Annotated in this window: 13 protein-coding genes; 2 read left to right on the top strand and 11 right to left on the bottom strand. The window is 41.0% G+C overall.

Features of this window, described 5'->3' with window-relative positions:
• Window positions 1-13: 13 nt before the first annotated feature.
• Window positions 14-2362, bottom strand: a complete 2349-nt coding sequence (feoB, locus tag CC97_RS03390) for a ferrous iron transport protein B (RefSeq protein ID WP_044973717.1) — start codon at window positions 2360-2362, stop codon at window positions 14-16.
• Window positions 2363-2537: 175 nt separating this feature from the next.
• Between feoB and CC97_RS20815 the strand changes: the two genes are divergently transcribed.
• Window positions 2538-3197: a DUF1294 domain-containing protein gene (locus CC97_RS20815; protein ID WP_049962661.1), complete on the top strand. Its 660-nt coding sequence runs from the start codon at window positions 2538-2540 to the stop codon at window positions 3195-3197.
• 110 nt (window positions 3198-3307) lie between these two features.
• Here CC97_RS20815 and CC97_RS03400 read toward each other — a convergent pair whose 3' ends face one another.
• Window positions 3308-4834: a family 16 glycosylhydrolase gene (locus CC97_RS03400; RefSeq protein WP_049962662.1), complete on the bottom strand. Its 1527-nt coding sequence runs from the start codon at window positions 4832-4834 to the stop codon at window positions 3308-3310.
• Between the two features lie 169 nt (window positions 4835-5003).
• On the opposite strand from CC97_RS03400, the gene CC97_RS03405 reads away from it, so the two are divergent.
• Window positions 5004-6164 carry an FprA family A-type flavoprotein gene (locus CC97_RS03405; protein ID WP_044973718.1) on the top strand — a complete coding sequence of 387 codons (1161 nt, stop codon included), beginning with the start codon at window positions 5004-5006 and terminating at the stop codon, window positions 6162-6164.
• 1 nt (window position 6165) lies between these two features.
• Here the strand turns inward: CC97_RS03405 and CC97_RS03410 are convergent, their stop codons facing one another.
• The 9 genes from CC97_RS03410 to glgX form a co-directional block, all read right to left on the bottom strand.
• Window positions 6166-7020 (bottom strand): hypothetical protein, encoded by an 855-nt coding sequence (locus CC97_RS03410; RefSeq protein WP_044973719.1) that lies wholly within the window; start codon window positions 7018-7020, stop codon window positions 6166-6168.
• A complete protein-coding gene (locus CC97_RS03415) occupies window positions 7013-7870 on the bottom strand; it encodes an ABC transporter ATP-binding protein (protein WP_044973720.1) in 858 nt (285 codons plus the stop codon). Before CC97_RS03415 ends, CC97_RS03410 begins: the two co-directional genes overlap by 8 nt.
• Window positions 7867-8244: a GntR family transcriptional regulator gene (locus tag CC97_RS03420; protein ID WP_044973721.1), complete on the bottom strand. Its 378-nt coding sequence runs from the start codon at window positions 8242-8244 to the stop codon at window positions 7867-7869. The genes CC97_RS03415 and CC97_RS03420 overlap by 4 nt, the downstream gene beginning before the upstream one ends.
• 295 nt (window positions 8245-8539) lie before the next feature.
• Complete coding sequence (locus tag CC97_RS03425) at window positions 8540-11437, bottom strand: hypothetical protein (RefSeq protein ID WP_044973722.1); 2898 nt, start codon at window positions 11435-11437, stop codon at window positions 8540-8542.
• 19 nt (window positions 11438-11456) lie between these two features.
• Window positions 11457-12008 (bottom strand): hypothetical protein, encoded by a 552-nt coding sequence (locus CC97_RS03430; RefSeq protein WP_044973723.1) that lies wholly within the window; start codon window positions 12006-12008, stop codon window positions 11457-11459.
• Window positions 11993-12757 carry a hypothetical protein gene (locus CC97_RS03435; RefSeq protein ID WP_156036750.1) on the bottom strand — a complete coding sequence of 255 codons (765 nt, stop codon included), beginning with the start codon at window positions 12755-12757 and terminating at the stop codon, window positions 11993-11995. Before CC97_RS03435 ends, CC97_RS03430 begins: the two co-directional genes overlap by 16 nt.
• 166 nt (window positions 12758-12923) lie before the next feature.
• Window positions 12924-13499, bottom strand: coding sequence for a hypothetical protein (locus CC97_RS03440; protein WP_044973725.1), 576 nt, complete (start codon window positions 13497-13499; stop codon window positions 12924-12926).
• Window positions 13500-13897: 398 nt separating this feature from the next.
• The gene (locus CC97_RS03445) at window positions 13898-14473 is read right to left on the bottom strand and encodes a biotin transporter BioY (protein ID WP_044973726.1); all 576 of its coding nucleotides are present in this window, start codon (window positions 14471-14473) and stop codon (window positions 13898-13900) included.
• A 242-nt stretch (window positions 14474-14715) separates the two neighbouring features.
• Entirely contained in the window at window positions 14716-16851 is a 2136-nt protein-coding gene (gene glgX, locus CC97_RS03450) for a glycogen debranching protein GlgX (RefSeq protein WP_044973727.1), read from the bottom strand.
• Window positions 16852-16880 lie beyond the last annotated feature (29 nt).

A 16880-nucleotide genomic window follows, 5' to 3' on the forward strand; every position in this document is an offset into this window, starting at 1 on the left:
CCTACTTCCCGTATCACACGCCCATTGCTGTAAGCACAAGCCGAACAATGAAGGCTGCGATCCATGCCACTGTGCACTGCCATACAACGACAGCCACAGCCCATCTGTTTCCGAGTTCACGTCTTATCGATGCAATAGCTGCTACGCACGGGGTGTACAGTAGGCTGAACACAAGGAGTGCCGCTGCTGAAACCGTAGTAAGAGCCGAGTGTATATCATCGGAAAACAGGATCTGGAATGTGGAAACAACGCTTTCCTTTGCAATGAATCCCGTGATGAATGAAGTGCATATTCTCCAGTCGCCAAGTCCGAGTGGCCTGAATACAGGAATAAGGAACCCCGCAAGTGCTGCAAGAATGCTGTTCTGTGAGTCATCGACCATGTTGAACCGGAAGTCAAAGCTCTGGAGAAACCAGATGACCACTGTCGCAACGAGAATGACTGTAAACGCCTTCTGAAGGAAGTCGCGCGCCTTTTCCCAGAGAAGCTGTGTTACGTTCTTTATTCCCGGCAGGCGGTAGTTCGGAAGCTCCATAACGAACGGAACAGCCTCGCCGCGGAAAAGTGTGTTTTTATAGAGAAGTGACGCGAGAATACCGCATATCACGCCGAGCAGATAGAGTCCCGACATGATGAGTCCACCCCGGCCCGGGAAAAATGCACTTACAAAGAATGCATATATCGGAAGCTTGGCACTGCAGCTCATAAACGGTGTGAGAAGGATCGTCATTTTACGGTCACGTTCACTCGGCAGTATTCGTGTGGACATTACCGCAGGAACGGTACATCCGAATCCGATAAGCAGAGGAACTATGCTTCGTCCGGAAAGACCTGTCTTACGAAGCATCTTGTCCATGACGAAGGCTACTCTGGCAATGTAGCCGCTGTCCTCGAGCAGCGACAGGAACAGGAACATTATTACGATTATCGGCATGAAGGAGAGCACGGAGCCGACGCCTGCAAACAGTCCGTCCATGACGAGGCTGTGGAGCACCGGATTGACACCGGCTGAATCAAGAAGTACGGAAACCTCATTGCCGAGCAGTTCAATGCCGCTTTCGAGCAGTTCCTGAAGCCATGCGCCTATTACGTTGAAGGTCAGATAGAAAACTATCACCATTATCAGAATAAAGCACGGTATTGCCGTATACTTTCCGGTAAGGACACGGTCAATCTTTTCACTTCGCCTGTGCTCACGGCTTTCCTCAGGCTTTACAACTGTCTCACGACAGACTTTTTCGATAAAACGGAAACGCATATCCGCAATGGCGGCACTTCTGTCAAGGCCTCTTTCCTTTTCCATCTGGATAATGATGTGTTCGAGCATTTCCTTTTCATTGTCATCGAGATCGAGCTGGTCGATGATCAGGCTGTCACCCTCAACGACCTTTCCGGCCGCAAATCTCACCGGAATACCGGCGCTCTGGGCGTGGTCGGAAATAAGGTGTTCCACGGCGTGCATGCATCTGTGGACCGCACCGCCTGAATCGGCAGTGTCACAGTAGTCCTGGTTGTCAGGCTTTTCCTGATATTTCGCTGTATGGATGGCATGCTTTACAAGCTCGTCAACGCCTTCATTTTTCGCCGCCGAGATAGGTACAACCGGAACACCGAGCATTTCCTCCATCCCGTTTATATCAACGGAACCCGAGTTTCCCGTCATTTCATCCATCATGTTGAGTGCAACTACCATCGGAATGCCCATCTCAAGCAGCTGCATGGTAAGATAAAGATTACGTTCTATGTTAGTCGCATCGACGATATTTATTATCGCCTTCGGCTTGTCCTTAAGCACAAAGTTTCTTGAAACGATCTCCTCGCTTGAATACGGCGACATGGAGTAAATTCCAGGAAGATCAGTCACCAGTGTATTGTCGTGTCCTCTTATCGGTCCGTCCTTGCGGTCAACGGTAACACCCGGAAAATTTCCGACGTGCTGGTTCGAGCCCGTAAGCTGATTGAACAGTGTGGTCTTGCCGCAGTTCTGGTTTCCCACCAGTGCGTAGGTAAGCACCGTTTCGGCCGGAAGCGGATTTTTATGATCCGAGGCGTGGCACATGTGATAGCCTTCCTCACCAAGGCCCGGATGATATTTATGCTTTTTCTTTTCAGTTATATTTTCATCGTTCTGAGGCGTTTCAGCAGGTTCAATTTCGATCTGCGATGCGTCGTCAAGTCTGAGAGTCAGTTCGTACCCCCTGATACGTAATTCCATCGGATCTCCCATAGGTGCCAGCTTTACCACCGTAACGTTCGTTCCCGGTATAAGCCCCATGTCAAGAAAATGCTGTCTGAGCGCCCCGTTTCCGCCGACAGTCCTTACCACAGCTGATGAACCAACTGACAGTTCATTTAATTGCATTGCCAAAAAACTCCTTCCGGATCTTATCATAGATGTATTCACTATAAATTATATCACAATAGCGGCAGAATGTATAGTATTATCGAAATAAGCGTTTCCCATATTGAAAACGCGGAAAAATTATGATATACTGAAAAACGGCGCATGCGCACATTAAAGATATGAGGTGTAAATAATGCTTGATATGATCAATAATCTCGGCAGTCTTAACATCGGCAGTTTTCAGATACCATATCCTGTCGTTTACCTGGCAGGTATAAACCTTCTCACATTTCTGCTTCAGATAATAAACGGAGCGATAAAAAACAAAAAGGAGGACGGAAAATATTATCTGAGTCCTGTGCTCATCATTCTTTCCGTACTCGGCGGACCTTTGGGTGTCCTTCTCGGCTCTCTATGCACAGACCGAAAGGGCTGCAAGGAAAACATGATGCTCAGAGTCACTGCATTCTGCATGACACTCATCTGGGCGATCACAGTTCTCATCTGGCTCGGTCAGATATCCGAAACACATCGTTTCGCGTTCTGGCAGATATTCGTCCAGCACCGCATTCCGCTCTACGTTCTCGGCGGTATTAATCTTATCACACTGATAATGTTCGGCATCGACAAGTTCAAGGCGGTTAAGGAATCCGGAAGCAGGATACCGGTCGCTGTTCTGCTCATTCTGTGCGGCATCGGCGGATCGGTCGGCGGACTTCTCGGAATGTTCATTTTCCGTCACAAGATCAGAAAGTCATATTTCATTGTGGGAGTGCCGCTTATCATCTTAACTCAGGTGGCTGTACTGCTCTACCTGATCAACTCACCGTGGTTCCCGAATATTTACGTGTGAATTTAACTTCAGCATCACCGGCACTGACCATTTCACTGATCAGTGCTTTCACGATATGATAACAGAAACGGACAGCGTGAAACTTTTACGATTCACGCTGTCCGTTTGTTTTATACACCTTTATACGAAAGGATCTTCCATTTAAGTGTAATGAGATCTCTTATATCAGTTTTTCCGTTGTTGTCAAGGTCATAAGGCATGGTAGCTTCCGGATCTCCGAAAAGATACTTCTGAAGTCTGATCACATCTGTCGCATTTAAAAACGCTTCATAAGGCGGGTCAGGAAGAAGAGGCTGACCGTGAGTTGCTTCTGCATCGCCTTTCGCCTGATATACACGGACGTAATCGACCTGCATTTCAGATGGTATAAGCGACGCATCCGGGGCTCTGCCCTCGTCGAAATTTCCGCCTGCCGCAAGGTTCATAATTATGTAGAACTCCCTGTCAAACGGCGCGTACGGATTACTCTCGTCAGTCGCCGAGTACCATTCCGTATTCGGAATAACGCTGTAGCAGGTACCGTCAACGTACCAGCTTATCTGTTCCTTTTCCCATACGACGCTGTAGATATGGAATCCGTCGTCATAGGTCTTTCCGTCCTCAAACACATACTGATCGCCGGAATATCTGTTTGCAGGCCACTGTCCGCCGTAATGAATGGTTCCGTAAATGGTATTGTTCAGTCTGCCCTTTGCTTCCATGACATCTATCTCGCCGGAAGCAGCCCATGTTCCGTAGCTCTCATCCTGCGGAAGCAGCCAGAGTGCCGGCCAGATACCGGTACCGGAAGGCACTTTCGCACAGAAATCTATTCTGCCGTACTTAAACGCAAATGCGTCTTTTGAAACAAGTTTTGCCGATGAATAAGGCGCTGTTCTGTTCGGATCTTCCGGGAATGACTTCGGCTCGTCAAGAAGCTTAAGTGTCAGTTTTCCGTCAGATACAAAAGAGTTCTCCGGACTTTCTGTATAGTATTCAAGTTCGGCATTTCCCCAGCCCCATGTGTTCGGATCTTCATTAAGGTAATATCCGGTCTGGTGCCTCCAGTTCCGGCCTTCGATCTCCGTACCGGAAAACTCGTCGTTCCAGACAAGATCCCAGCCGTCAATTTTAAGATCGTCACCATCGGCGAAAACGAGCTTTTCCCTTTCCGCAGGATCAGGACGAGGCGCCACCTTGTCCGCATTTATCGTATAGTCAAGATAAACTGACGGGTCGGATGCCGACTGAAGCCTTACAAAAGTCTTTTCCTTAACGTGGAACCAGAATCCCCCTGGTCCGTCCCAGAAATGTCCGAAGTTCTGGTCATATATCCAGCCGCTGTCGGCATTGTTGTCGATACTCACCCAGTCTGTCTGTTTTTCAGTCTTCGCAAAAAGTCTTATATCAGCGGCCACCTGCTCGTACTTTACCGATTCATCGCCGTTGAACACCGGAAAAGTAAATCCGGATCCGCCTGTTTCATTGGCTTCCACAACCGGTCCCTGCGTCGGCGTCATGGACTTAACGGTAAGTGTTTCAGCTTCCGCATATGCGTGATCTGTCACAAACGAAGAATAATACTGCGTTCCTGCAAGCAGCAGTGCACCTGAAAGTATGCAGGCAGACACAGCCTTTCTGTTCTTAAAGATATTCATAAAAAATCCTCCCCCGAGAGTTCATTTATTATAGTATACCGTATTTCCGGAAGTTTCACAATACCTGTCGAAACTATTGCTTATGAGTGCTAAAAATGTTATAATCATATTGTGTATCCCGCACGAAGAAAACATATTATTTTAACAATACCGCAAGGAGAATCTAACCATGACAATTACAAACGACATCAGATACATCGGCGTGAACGATCACGTTACTGACCTTTTTGAAAGCCAGTACATCATTCCTGAGGGAATGGCTTACAACTCATATGTTATTTTCGACGAAAAGATCGCCGTAATGGATACGGTTGAAGGAAAATTCGGTGATGAATGGCTCGGAAATCTTAAAAACGCACTTGACGGAAAAACTCCGGACTACCTCATTGTCCAGCACATGGAGCCGGATCATTCCGCAAACATATTAAACTTCATTAAGGCTTACCCTGAAGCAAAGATCGTCGGAAACATCCAGACTTTCAATATGATGGGACAGTTCTTTGAAACTCTTCCTGAATTTGAAAAGGTAACTGTCAAGGACGGCGAAACACTTTCACTCGGTAAGCACGAACTTGCATTCGTTTTCGCACCTATGGTTCACTGGCCGGAAGTTATGCTCACATACGACAGCACTGACAAGGTACTTTTCTCAGCTGACGCATTCGGAAAATTCGGTGCTCTCGACGCTGAAGAAGATGAATGGGACTGCGAGGCTCGCCGCTACTATTTCGGTATAGTAGGCAAATACGGCATGCAGGTACAGAAGCTTCTGAAAACTGCTGCAGATCTTGACATTCAGACCATCTGCCCGCTCCACGGCCCGGTGCTTTCAGAAAACATTGCATACTACATAAACAAATATGACATCTGGTCATCATATAAGCCGGAAGACAGGGGCGTATTTATCGCATACGCATCTATCCACGGAAATACAAAGAAAGCTGCTGAACTCCTCGCTGAAATGCTAAAGGAAAAGGGATGCGAAAAGGTTGCCATTTCCGATCTTTCCAGAGAAGACTGGGCAGAATGCGTTGAAGATGCATTCCGCTACGACCGTCTCGTACTTGCAGCTTCCAGCTACAACGGCGATGTTTTCCCGGCTATGAGATCGTTTATCACACATCTTACAGAACGCAGCTACCAGAACCGTACAGTTGCTTTCGTCGAAAACGGAAGCTGGGCTCCGACAGCAAAGAGAACTATGGCAGCACTGCTTGAAAAGAGCAAGAACATTACTTACTGCGAAAACAGCGTAACTATCAAATCTTCACTCAACGCTGATTCAAAGGCAGCACTTGAAGCGCTTGCAGAGGAGATCTGCAGAAAATAATTTACGCTTTCCTTCTTCCCGTCAGTGAGGAGCGAAGCATCAGTAATGCATAAACCAGAAATGCGGCGAGAAATACTATAAAGCAGTCCGATAAAACGGATATTACACAGTCTGAATAATCCACAAAATAAGACATACGAGGATCAGGGTACAGTGCATATTCAAGCTCACCGATACTGCGGTTTAAGAGTAAAAAGTCCAGAGCATTTGACAAATAACCTGAAGAAGAGGCGTTCATACGATAGAACAGATATATCAGAAAGCACGATACAGCCGATGAAAGAAATGCTGCAGCCGTATTTATCTTCTGTTTTACTGCTGCAAATATAACAGCTGCCGCATAAAAAGCAAGTAACAGATAAAAACTTATGCATACATCAAAAAAGATAACTCTCGGATCAGATACAGCTTTGCTGCGAAGCGCATCTTCAATAAATGCCACTGCGTTTATATCAAGTTTCAGTCCGAACCGGCCGTAAATGATACTTGTTACAAGGCAGGCTATGTTCAACATCAGAACTGTAACGGCACTGTATCCAATGGCGATAACACCGGTCCCGAGAACCATGTTCACCCTGGATGTTCCGCCGTTTACCGCCACCGGAATGATCTTTGCAAGAACATATGCAAAAGCAATACCTGCAAACACCGCACCGATGTTTTCGTAATAATTAAACACACGGTAATGTTCTGCTGTGGAAGGTGAGGTTACAATAAACGGCTCACCAACATACGAAAGCGACGGAATGATAAGCATGTGGATAATGAAAAGCACCAGAAATCCGAGCCCGGACCACTTTAAGTAAGTACGCAGACCCTCTCGTCCGCAGAAAGCATATTTAATATATTCACGCATTGCTGCCACCTCCTGTTAATGATACTATAAGTTTCTGTAATGAAGGACGGGAAAAGCTGAGTGTTTCCGGTATATCTTCCGGTTCGCCCTTTATGCATACGCTTGCAAGAGAACCTGCAGAGTTCCTGTTCAGAACTTCCTTTCCTTCTGCATATCCGTCAACGTCTACGGCATTGCCTTCAACAACATAAGCACTTTCCATGAGCGCTTCACATTCATCATCTGCAATTATTTTTCCTTTTTTCAGAACGAAACAATGTTCGAGAAGTCCCGCGCATTCGTCGATAAGATGAGTTGCTATGATGAATGCTGATTCTGTTTGCAAAAAGCGCTCAAGAAGCAGGCGGTAAAACATTTCGCGATTGTTTGCATCGACACCAAGTGTCGGTTCATCAAGGAAAATGAAATCTGCTCCGCTTGCCAGTGCGAGAACCGCTCCTGCAAGAGTATACGACCCTGTCGAAAGTTCTGAAAAACGCTTTCCGGAATCTATTCCGAAAGAAGCAAAAAGTTTTTCTGCATAAGCCTTATCCGCATTTTTATAGAAATACTTCAGTGAATCGACAGCATCACGTAAACGCATGCCTGCCGGCAGAATGTTTTCGGCACCCGTAAAATACATTTTTCTGAGCAGGTCACTGCTTTCTTTTACCGGCTGACCGTCAAGCATAATGCTTCCCGAAGACGGGATCTCACGGTCGGAAATAATGTTGAAAAGAGTTGTTTTTCCTGCTCCGTTGCCCCCGAGAAGTCCGTAAATATGTCCCTTTTCAATGGTCAGTGATACGTCATCAAGAGCTTTTACCGACTTGAAAGTCTTTGAAACGGACTGTACATTTATTACGCTCATCTGTCCCCGTCTCCTTTCAGCATTTCTATTATGTCCTTCTTTTCAAGTCCGAGACGATGAGCCTCTGCAAGAAGCGGTGCAATATAGTCATCGTAGAACCTTACCTTACGGTCATCAAGAACATTTTCATTAGCATTTTTCGCAACATACATACCCATCCCTCTTTTCTTGTACACCAGTCCCTTGTCGACCAGAATGTTTACACCCTTGCGTATCGTGGCCGGATTGATCTTCAGGCTCACGGAAAGCTCTGTCGTACTCGGTATCTGTTCGTCTTCCTTAAGCTGACCCGTGACGATCTTGTTTTCGAGCCATTCGGCTATCTGTATATATATCGGCTCGGAATCGCTGAAATCAGAATAATTCACACTCATGTCACCACTCCTTCTTTAAGATTATCCGGATAAAGAGAAACGTAAAGTCTTCAATTTTCCCATGTACCGACTGATCAGATCAGTACATTCCGGTAAATATTCCACACCAAAGCAGCAAACCGGAGATCTCTTATGTTAGTCGGTTAGTTACTTCTGTAACTAACTATATCAGTAAAAAGATGATCCGTCAAGGCTTATGCCGCCTTTTCGGATCATTTCACAATTACTTATAATATTTTTAGTGGACAACGCACAAAGTTTTGTACGGTTTCATCATTGCAAAGTATCATTTCTCTTATTTACGCTCATTCATATATAGCGATACCCTTTTCCGAATTGAGTTTATTGTTTCGTCTGCCGTCTTGGCGTCAGAATAATATTCATTTGCTTCTTCGAGTATAATTGATTTTATTATGTTATCACTTAAAGAGCCTTTTATAACAGTTTCTAAATCACGATCAAGGTTTTCTATAATTTGTTTTGTTTCAGAAGTAACAGAGCATTCATTTTTCGCTTCTATATTACTCTTACGCTCAACCGAAAAGTACCCATTAGCACTATAATCAAGGAACATATCTTTAACTATTCTCCATGCTTCATCTTTTTCTGAGCATTTTTCTGAAATACTAAAACATATACACGGATCTATAAACATAGTCTCACCGCTTTGAGACGGAAACATTCTGATAGTAAGCGGCACATCACTATCATGACTATTTTTGTTTATACTATCAAAACCAATGGCTTCAAAAGGCATTATAACATCTTTATTTTCATTTAAAACTTCAAAATACTTTTGTTCAGTGCAGTCTACTATTTTTTCTTCATTCTTCATTAATTCGAGCAAATTTTTGAAATAATCTGATCCTATTGAATCATTCATAGCATTTGCATCATTACTATCAATTATATACTTAGCAAAATCATAGAATAATTCCTCTTTTGATTCAAATTGGCTTATAATTTTCGTCTTAGATAATTTATCCCAAAAATCATTTATACTATCTGTGTTAGATATTTCTCCTTTGCACGCCATCAATTCAATAGTGAATGCTGGAAATATCTTATATACATTTTCATTATAGGTATAGTAATACAGCAGATTTAGATAATAATCTTTTTTTCTAAATTCAGAATCATTTTCAATAATCGTTTTCAAATTCGAAAACATATCCATTTCAGCATAATTATCAATATTAAAATCCGATGTAGAGATTATAATATCTGGTATTCTGCCTGCTGCTATATCAAGATTTAAGCTATCTGTTGATTTATAACTGTTCGTACTTATTCTATACAGTTTACTGCTGTTATTATAATCCTGTATCTTATTATAAACAGAAGTATTGGATATTTCTCCGCACATAGCAAGATTAATTGTTTTACAATCGCTAATTTCTTTCGCTGGTTTTATAAGAAATATTTTACCGGAATAATCTATGCAAGCCATTGTTCCGACATTATCAAAGACAATTATTCCAGAACTTCTTTGAACTGCAATTTGGCTAATATCAGATATAACTTTTTCAATATTTCCGTTTGTTAAATCATATGTATAAAGTGCGCTCTCTGTTTCAATATAAATATCATATATTCCACCATCATAATATATATTTGAATAAGCATTGGCACACAATTCATTTACTTCCGTTATTTCCTTTTTTTCATCTGTATTTATATTATACGAATAAAACCTGTGACTATTGTCGGTATAATAAACTACTTCATCTCCTGATTTATCTGAAAAAGCAATGAATTCATCAATATCAAGGAAGAATTCATTTATTATTTCCCCTTGCTTATTATAAAGTCTAAAAGAACTTATATTTTTACTAAAAAATAAATAGTTTTCGGTAACACCACAAAGCTCATACCCCGGGAGATCTGAATACAAAGCAATCATCTCGTTACCATTCTGACTGTTCTTATTAATACTCATATTCAGCATGACGGTTCCACTTTCAGGATTGAATGCTTCATTCATCCATTCTTCTGATAACGAATAAACATTTCTGTCATCATCAAATATGTACCTGTAGTTTATCTCCTGACCATCAATTGAAAACATTTCAGAAACTGTTCCGTTTTTATCCGCAGAATACAATTTGGAATAATATTTTTCTTCAGGCAACACTACGCTATAGATCCTGTCTTCTGTTAAAACAGCTTTACCCCATTTTAAAGATTCCCAATCATCATAACTAAATTCAGAAACCGCATCGTCATTTCCAAATTTATACATTTCAACCTTTCCGTTGCTAAAAAGGCAGTAATCGCACTTTTCAGATCCATTAATAAAAATATCCTTTCCCTTTTTCTCTAATTCATAACGAGATTCTGTTTTCCCATCATATGCATCTATTGTATTTATATAATAATAATCCAAATCCTCAGAATAAGCCAATACACAACCATCAGCCAGTGTTCCGATTTGTATACTGGATTCTCCCATATCATCTATAGTTATATTCCAATCAAGAGTATACAAACCGCTTCTTCCAAATTTTAGAATTGTATTATTAAGCGAAACATATAAATCTCCAGATTCAGATACAATTTTTACATTTACAAGATCACTACCATATGAGCCTGCATTTTCCTCAATTGAGTCATACACATTATACATTTCAATAATATCCAATGTATCATTCAAAACATAAATGTCATAATCATTTGTTATACAAATAATTTCTCCAGTTGACTGAATCAAAGATAATTCTTTAATATACTCATCTTCTATTAAATTAGTCTTAATTTCTCCGTTATTAATATTATATAAAGCAATGAGCGAATCTGAGGTTTTTTTTCCATATTCAGCTGAAGCCGGAACATCACACGAAAAAACTATTGTATCTTCACTTTTCCTTACGTTCACAATGGAGCCATAAACGTCCTCGTTTAACTGTATTTTGCTTTCGGCACCAGACATGGGATCTAATACAGATAAGTATGAGTCAGAATAAAATATCTTTTCCTCCCCTTTATAGAGCAGTTTATTGTCACCAGAGTATATCTGTGTAACGTTTTCGCTTTCAATACTTTCAATCTCATATTCTAAAGTATCAGTCATACCTTTATTATTCTCTAGTTTACCTGTTAATCCAATCATATCAGTGTTACTGGTCTTGTTCAATGAACACGATGTAACCATAGTCATGCATAAAAGCATTATACATGTAATTTTAAACTTCAAAACAGCATTCTCCTTTTATTTAAATATCATTATAATTCAAATTTATGGTAAAGACTTCATTCCATTTTGGATAATAATTTTTTAAATACAATGTGAAACCTTTCCCTCTTACATGATCAAAATCATTTTCAAACTTTTTTAAATATAAAAATGGAATTGTCAGCGTTCCGGAATGTCCTGGAAGCACTTTCACCAAATAAGACTCAATACTATTAATCGAATAAAGATCATTCAAATAAAAATATTCATACCATTTACCTTGAAGTAATCTCATTTGAGTTAAATCTATATCTTTATCTTTATCAGTCGGATTAGTAAATCGCATATTCAAAACAACATATATCAGTGCATCACTGTTTTTTTCAGCTTTTGGATATTTGCTACAATATTCTTCAGCAGATAAAAAAGAATAGTCTTCAATATCAATTTCTATATCGTTAATTGTAATGCTTTCACTAATATTTTTTTCTATATAATCGTAACCTGGAAATTTAATGTTTATATAAATCGTCCTTAAAATTCCACATAACACACTCAAAGATATTATTACTGCAATCACTTTTTTACGCATTTGTTTACCCTCATTTCAATTGCGCCAGCAACTGCATTCAAAATAACAACCAAAAAAGAAACTATTAACAGATTTAGTAATAAAACCTTATAATTAAAACTAAATAACGCCTGACTTGGACGCAATTGATTAGTAATCATATAATAACTTACCAACTCAAATTTGTTTTCAGTTTTATACAGTGCCAAAGCAACTAATATAGGAATTGCTAAAGACTCTAAAGTGGTTTTGCACATTCTTGATACAGTAATATAAAAAGAAGATATAAATCCAGCGCAAACAGTATTAATTATAAAAAAAAGAAATAAATACAGCATAGGATGGCAAAGATACAATTCCCCAAATGTATTTTCTATTATAGGAAAATAACCTGAAAACAGTTCAGGCTTAGCCAAAGGAAGGAATAATAAAGATGACGAAATAACAATTAACATCATAGCACTACAAGTTATCGCTCCGCTAAGAAAAGCTTTTCTTAAGACACATACAGTCGCCTTAATATCAGTAATATGCTTGCATTCTTTCCTAAGCATTACAATTGAAGACATCGAGACCAAAAACGGAAACATACGATAAAATAAATCAGGAGCTGCTGAATAATTACTAAGTAATAACGATCCATTGTAAAATGAAACTGGATAATACTCTTGAAAAAAATTGGCGTTATATTCTAGTTGAGTCATCATACATTTCTGTTCTTCAGTGCTCACCACAATCTGCCAAACAGATAATATCAAAGCAACCAGCAAAGGGAATGCTGTTATCTTACATATATACTTACTTATAACAAATCACCTAATTCCATTTTTGTTTGTATATGTATGAATTAAACCGGATAAATATAATATCCGGTTTAATCCATACAATCAATAACAGTTATTAAAAATCAGAATTTTTTAATGTTTTTAAGCAAGATTAAAGAATTGTGTAATTTCCAACGCTATCAGGACTCCAATAACCACCAAGAGTATATCCATACCCTTTTCCATTTGTAAACTCCAGAAAAGTTAGAGTATTTCCGAACTGTTCATAAGCCCAATTAGTTAAAAAATACTGCTTTCCAGTGGAAAACTCTCTTCTTCTCTCTGTATTTGTGGCTTTATTATAACCGCAATACACTTCTTTTCCGTTTTTGTTCAAACATTTCGTATCTACATACAACTTGTTACACCATGATGGTGTATCTCCCCTACCAGGTATTTTACTGCCCTGTTTACAATCAGTAACAAATACATACACATATGAATTATTAGTCTTTTCACGTTTTTCAGAAGAAGCTTTCTGCCAGGCGCACTTTGTGTTACCATTTTCATCTTTATACGTATACGCTGGGTTTACATATATTGTTCTTCCTCCATAATACTTTGTTCTTTCTCTCGTATCGCCAAAATTTGAGTCATATGTATTTGCAGCTTTAACAATGCTTATACCACTTGTTCCTATCATCATAACTGCAAGAGCAGTGTAAAAAAACTTTCTTATGCTTTTCATAACTCATAAGTCCTCTCTATAATTTGTACTATTTTTTTTATTATGCCTTAGAGAACAACTTTGCGCAAAGATTTTCATCTATAAAGCTTTTTTATTATATCATATATATATATATATGTCAACTATTTTTTTATATTCAATTTCAGATTTTTTTATGTCGATATTTCATTTTTAGATGCATGGCATTGCATTACTCATCGTTTATAAATATGACAATACAATGCGTATAATAATAATCAGGGCTGTCAATGAATTACTCTTAAAAATGTAAGAAGTATAAAAACTTTTTTATACTTTGAATTAATGTTCTAAAATACTAAAGGAAAACGAAGTTCATCAACATGTTTTCATAAAAATACAGATGCCATTTCAAAAAATGTGAGATGGCATCTGTTGTTTCATCCGGTATATTTCTGTGTCGCAGGAAGTATTCTCTTTGCTGCAAGGGAAACGAGGACTGTAAGGACAACATCCTTTGGCAGGAAGATAAGAAAACAGTTTACGAAAAGCGGCCAGACTTTCATTCCGTCGCCGTCAAGGTAATAGTTCATGATTATGTAGCAGTGAAGCATACCAAATGCATAGACTACTGCATATCCGGCAAAAGCCGCTGCGAGAAGTCTCTTCTGTGAAGGTTCCTTTTCCTTATGGGCGATAAGTCCTGTAACGAAGGCACCCGGAATGTATCCGACAAGGTATCCGAACGTTGGTTCAAACACATACCAGAGTCCGCCTCCCTTTGTGAATACCGGTATTCCTATAAGTCCGAGAATAACGTAAAGCAGAGCACTTAACGAACCGTACTTTTTTCCGAGAAGAAGTCCTGCGAGTGTTGTAAACTGAAACTGAAGTGTGAAAGGTACAGGCGGTATCGGGATTTTTATAAATCCGCCTATGATGATAAGCGCTGTAAACATTGCGCACAGGCACATCATTACTGTTTTGTTTCTGCTGGTACTGATCGTTCCGGTCATTGTAAAGTATCATTTCCTTTTTTGAATATTTTTTGGATCCTTTAAGAGTATACCACACTGTTTTATTATTGTCAACTATTTTTTCACATGTAAGTATACAATCATAATTCTGCACGGTATACGCTCCTGCTCCGGAATCACCTGAAAAATCAAAGGCGAACACCATCTGATATAAATGACGGTGTTCGCCTGAATACACTATTTTTTTATTTTCTGTCCGGCATCTGATTCAGACAGTAATATCACTGTCCCATACGCTGTGCAGCGTCGTTGCGCACTGAATTGAGGATGATGACTGATCTTGGTTTTACCACAAGATTGTTGTCATGACGTTCTGTGAGTTTGTTGTAGTCGGTGCCTTCCTCGTGGTCGAACCATGTGTCCATGGCAATGTTCCAGGTGAAACCGCCCGGAAGGTTCGGGAGAGTCATGTGAAGGTTTTCCCAGAATGTATTGATGAGGATGAGGATCATGTCATCTTCAGTGTCGTCAGTAGTACGTCCTGAGTACATGATTCCGATAAGACGGGTGTCGTTCGAGAAATTCTCGTTCCACGGCGAGCCGTTGTGAACGCTTATGTCAGGATAGCCGCAGGTAGCCTGCTTTGTCTTTCTTCTGATGACGTTGTGAGCCATTCTGAATGAGATCATGAAACGGCAGAAATCGAACATGTCCTTATACTGTTCGAGTCTTGTCCAGTCGAGCCACGAAGTGATATTGTCCTGACAGTAGGCATTGTTGTTGCCGAACTGCGTGTTGCAGAATTCATCACCGGCAAGGAACATTGCCGCGCCGCGGCTGCACATGAGTGTCGCGAAGGCGTTCTTTCTCAGACGCTTTCTGAGTGCAAGTACGGTCGGATCGTCTGTTTCGCCTTCGATACCGCAGTTCCAGCTGTTGTTGCAGTTGTCACCGTCGGTGTTGTTCCAGCCGTTCTTTTCATTATGCTTTTCGTTGTATGCGTAAAGATCGTAAAGGGTAAATCCGTCGTGACATGTGATGAAGTTTACAGAAGCATTGTTTCCGCGGTGATCAGGATTGTAAAGATCGCGGGAGCCAGTGATTCTCATAACAGCGTTCTTTGCCATTCCGCCGTCGCCCTTTAGGAAGCAGCGGAGATCATCACGGTACTTGCCGTTCCATTCAGCCCATCTCTTCCATGCAGGGAAGCTTCCGACCTGATAGAGTCCGCCTGCATCCCACGCTTCAGCTATGAGCTTTACCTTTCCGAGGATAGGGTCGAAGGCAAGCGCTTCAAGTATAGGCGGGTTCTTCATCGGAGAACCGTCTTCGTTACGTCCCATGATGGCAGCGAGATCGAAACGGAAACCGTCAACACGGTAGTCGATCACCCAGTGTCTTAAGCAGTCAAGAATGAACTGGTGAACGATAGGATGGTTACAGTTAAGTGAGTTTCCGCATCCGCTGAAGTTGTAGTAATGTCCGTCCGGAGTGAGAAGGTAGTAGATGTTGTTGTCGATACCCTTGAATGAGAATACCGGTCCTCTTTCATCACCTTCGGCTGTATGGTTGAAAACAACGTCGAGAATTACTTCGATGCCGTTTTCATGAAGTTCCTTAATAAGTGTTTTGAGCTCGCGTCCTTCGTGATTGTGCTCACGTTCGGATGTATATCCGGTGTTCGGAGCGAAAAATCCTACTGTGTTGTAGCCCCAGTAGTTGTAAAGAGTAACGCCATCGACTACACGGACATCTTCCATCTCATCAAATTCAAATATAGGCATGAGTTCGACTGCATTTACACCGAGCTTCTTTATGTACGGTATCTTTTCCTTGACGCCGGCAAATGTACCGCGGCGCTTTTCCTTTACGCCGGATGAAATGTCATAGGTAAATCCGCGGACATGCAGCTCATAGATGATGAGATCGCGGAAACGCAGATGAGGCTGCGGACAGTCGCCCCAGTCAAATGTATCGTCAACCACTCGTGCACGGTACATGTTTTTCTTCTGTTTCCTCTTTACCCCCCATTCTGCCTGGCCTGTAACGGCTCTGGCATACGGATCGAGAAGATAATGCTGCTTGTTGAAGATAAGGCCTTTCTTCTTGTCGTAAGGTCCGTCCATACGGTAAACATATTCAAGTTCCTCAATGTTGATGTCAAAAACTATCATTGAAAAAGTATTGCCTATCCTGTATGAATCCGGGAACGGAAGAACAGCGTACGGATCCGATTCATCCTTTCTGAAAAGAAGGAGCTCGCAGTATGTTGCGCTGAACGAATGAATTGTAAAATTAACACCGTTACGGATCGCTGTCGCCCCGTTGATAAGATAGAATCCAGGTCTCACCTTGAAGCCGTTTATCTCATCGATCGGCTGAAGTGAATCCTTTATGTTTGAAATAAGATTTTTCAAAAAGCATAACCCCTTTATTATCTTTTATG

Source organism: Ruminococcus sp. HUN007, assembly GCF_000712055.1.
In the GTDB taxonomy this organism is placed as follows: Bacteria; Bacillota; Clostridia; order Oscillospirales; family Ruminococcaceae; genus HUN007.

What these genes read in the sequence shown, in the direction of transcription:
- CC97_RS03405 (WP_044973718.1), top strand. Translation starts at nt 5,004, where the DNA reads ATGACAATTACAAACGACATCAGATACATCGGCGTGAACGATCACGTT.
- CC97_RS03400 (WP_049962662.1), bottom strand. Translation starts at nt 4,834, where the DNA reads ATGAATATCTTTAAGAACAGAAAGGCTGTGTCTGCCTGCATACTTTCA.
- feoB (WP_044973717.1), bottom strand. Translation starts at nt 2,362, where the DNA reads ATGCAATTAAATGAACTGTCAGTTGGTTCATCAGCTGTGGTAAGGACT.
- CC97_RS03445 (WP_044973726.1), bottom strand. Translation starts at nt 14,473, where the DNA reads ATGACCGGAACGATCAGTACCAGCAGAAACAAAACAGTAATGATGTGC.
- CC97_RS03430 (WP_044973723.1), bottom strand. Translation starts at nt 12,008, where the DNA reads ATGCGTAAAAAAGTGATTGCAGTAATAATATCTTTGAGTGTGTTATGT.
- CC97_RS03410 (WP_044973719.1), bottom strand. Translation starts at nt 7,020, where the DNA reads ATGCGTGAATATATTAAATATGCTTTCTGCGGACGAGAGGGTCTGCGT.
- CC97_RS03440 (WP_044973725.1), bottom strand. Translation starts at nt 13,499, where the DNA reads ATGAAAAGCATAAGAAAGTTTTTTTACACTGCTCTTGCAGTTATGATG.
- CC97_RS03420 (WP_044973721.1), bottom strand. Translation starts at nt 8,244, where the DNA reads ATGAGTGTGAATTATTCTGATTTCAGCGATTCCGAGCCGATATATATA.
- CC97_RS03415 (WP_044973720.1), bottom strand. Translation starts at nt 7,870, where the DNA reads ATGAGCGTAATAAATGTACAGTCCGTTTCAAAGACTTTCAAGTCGGTA.
- CC97_RS20815 (WP_049962661.1), top strand. Translation starts at nt 2,538, where the DNA reads ATGCTTGATATGATCAATAATCTCGGCAGTCTTAACATCGGCAGTTTT.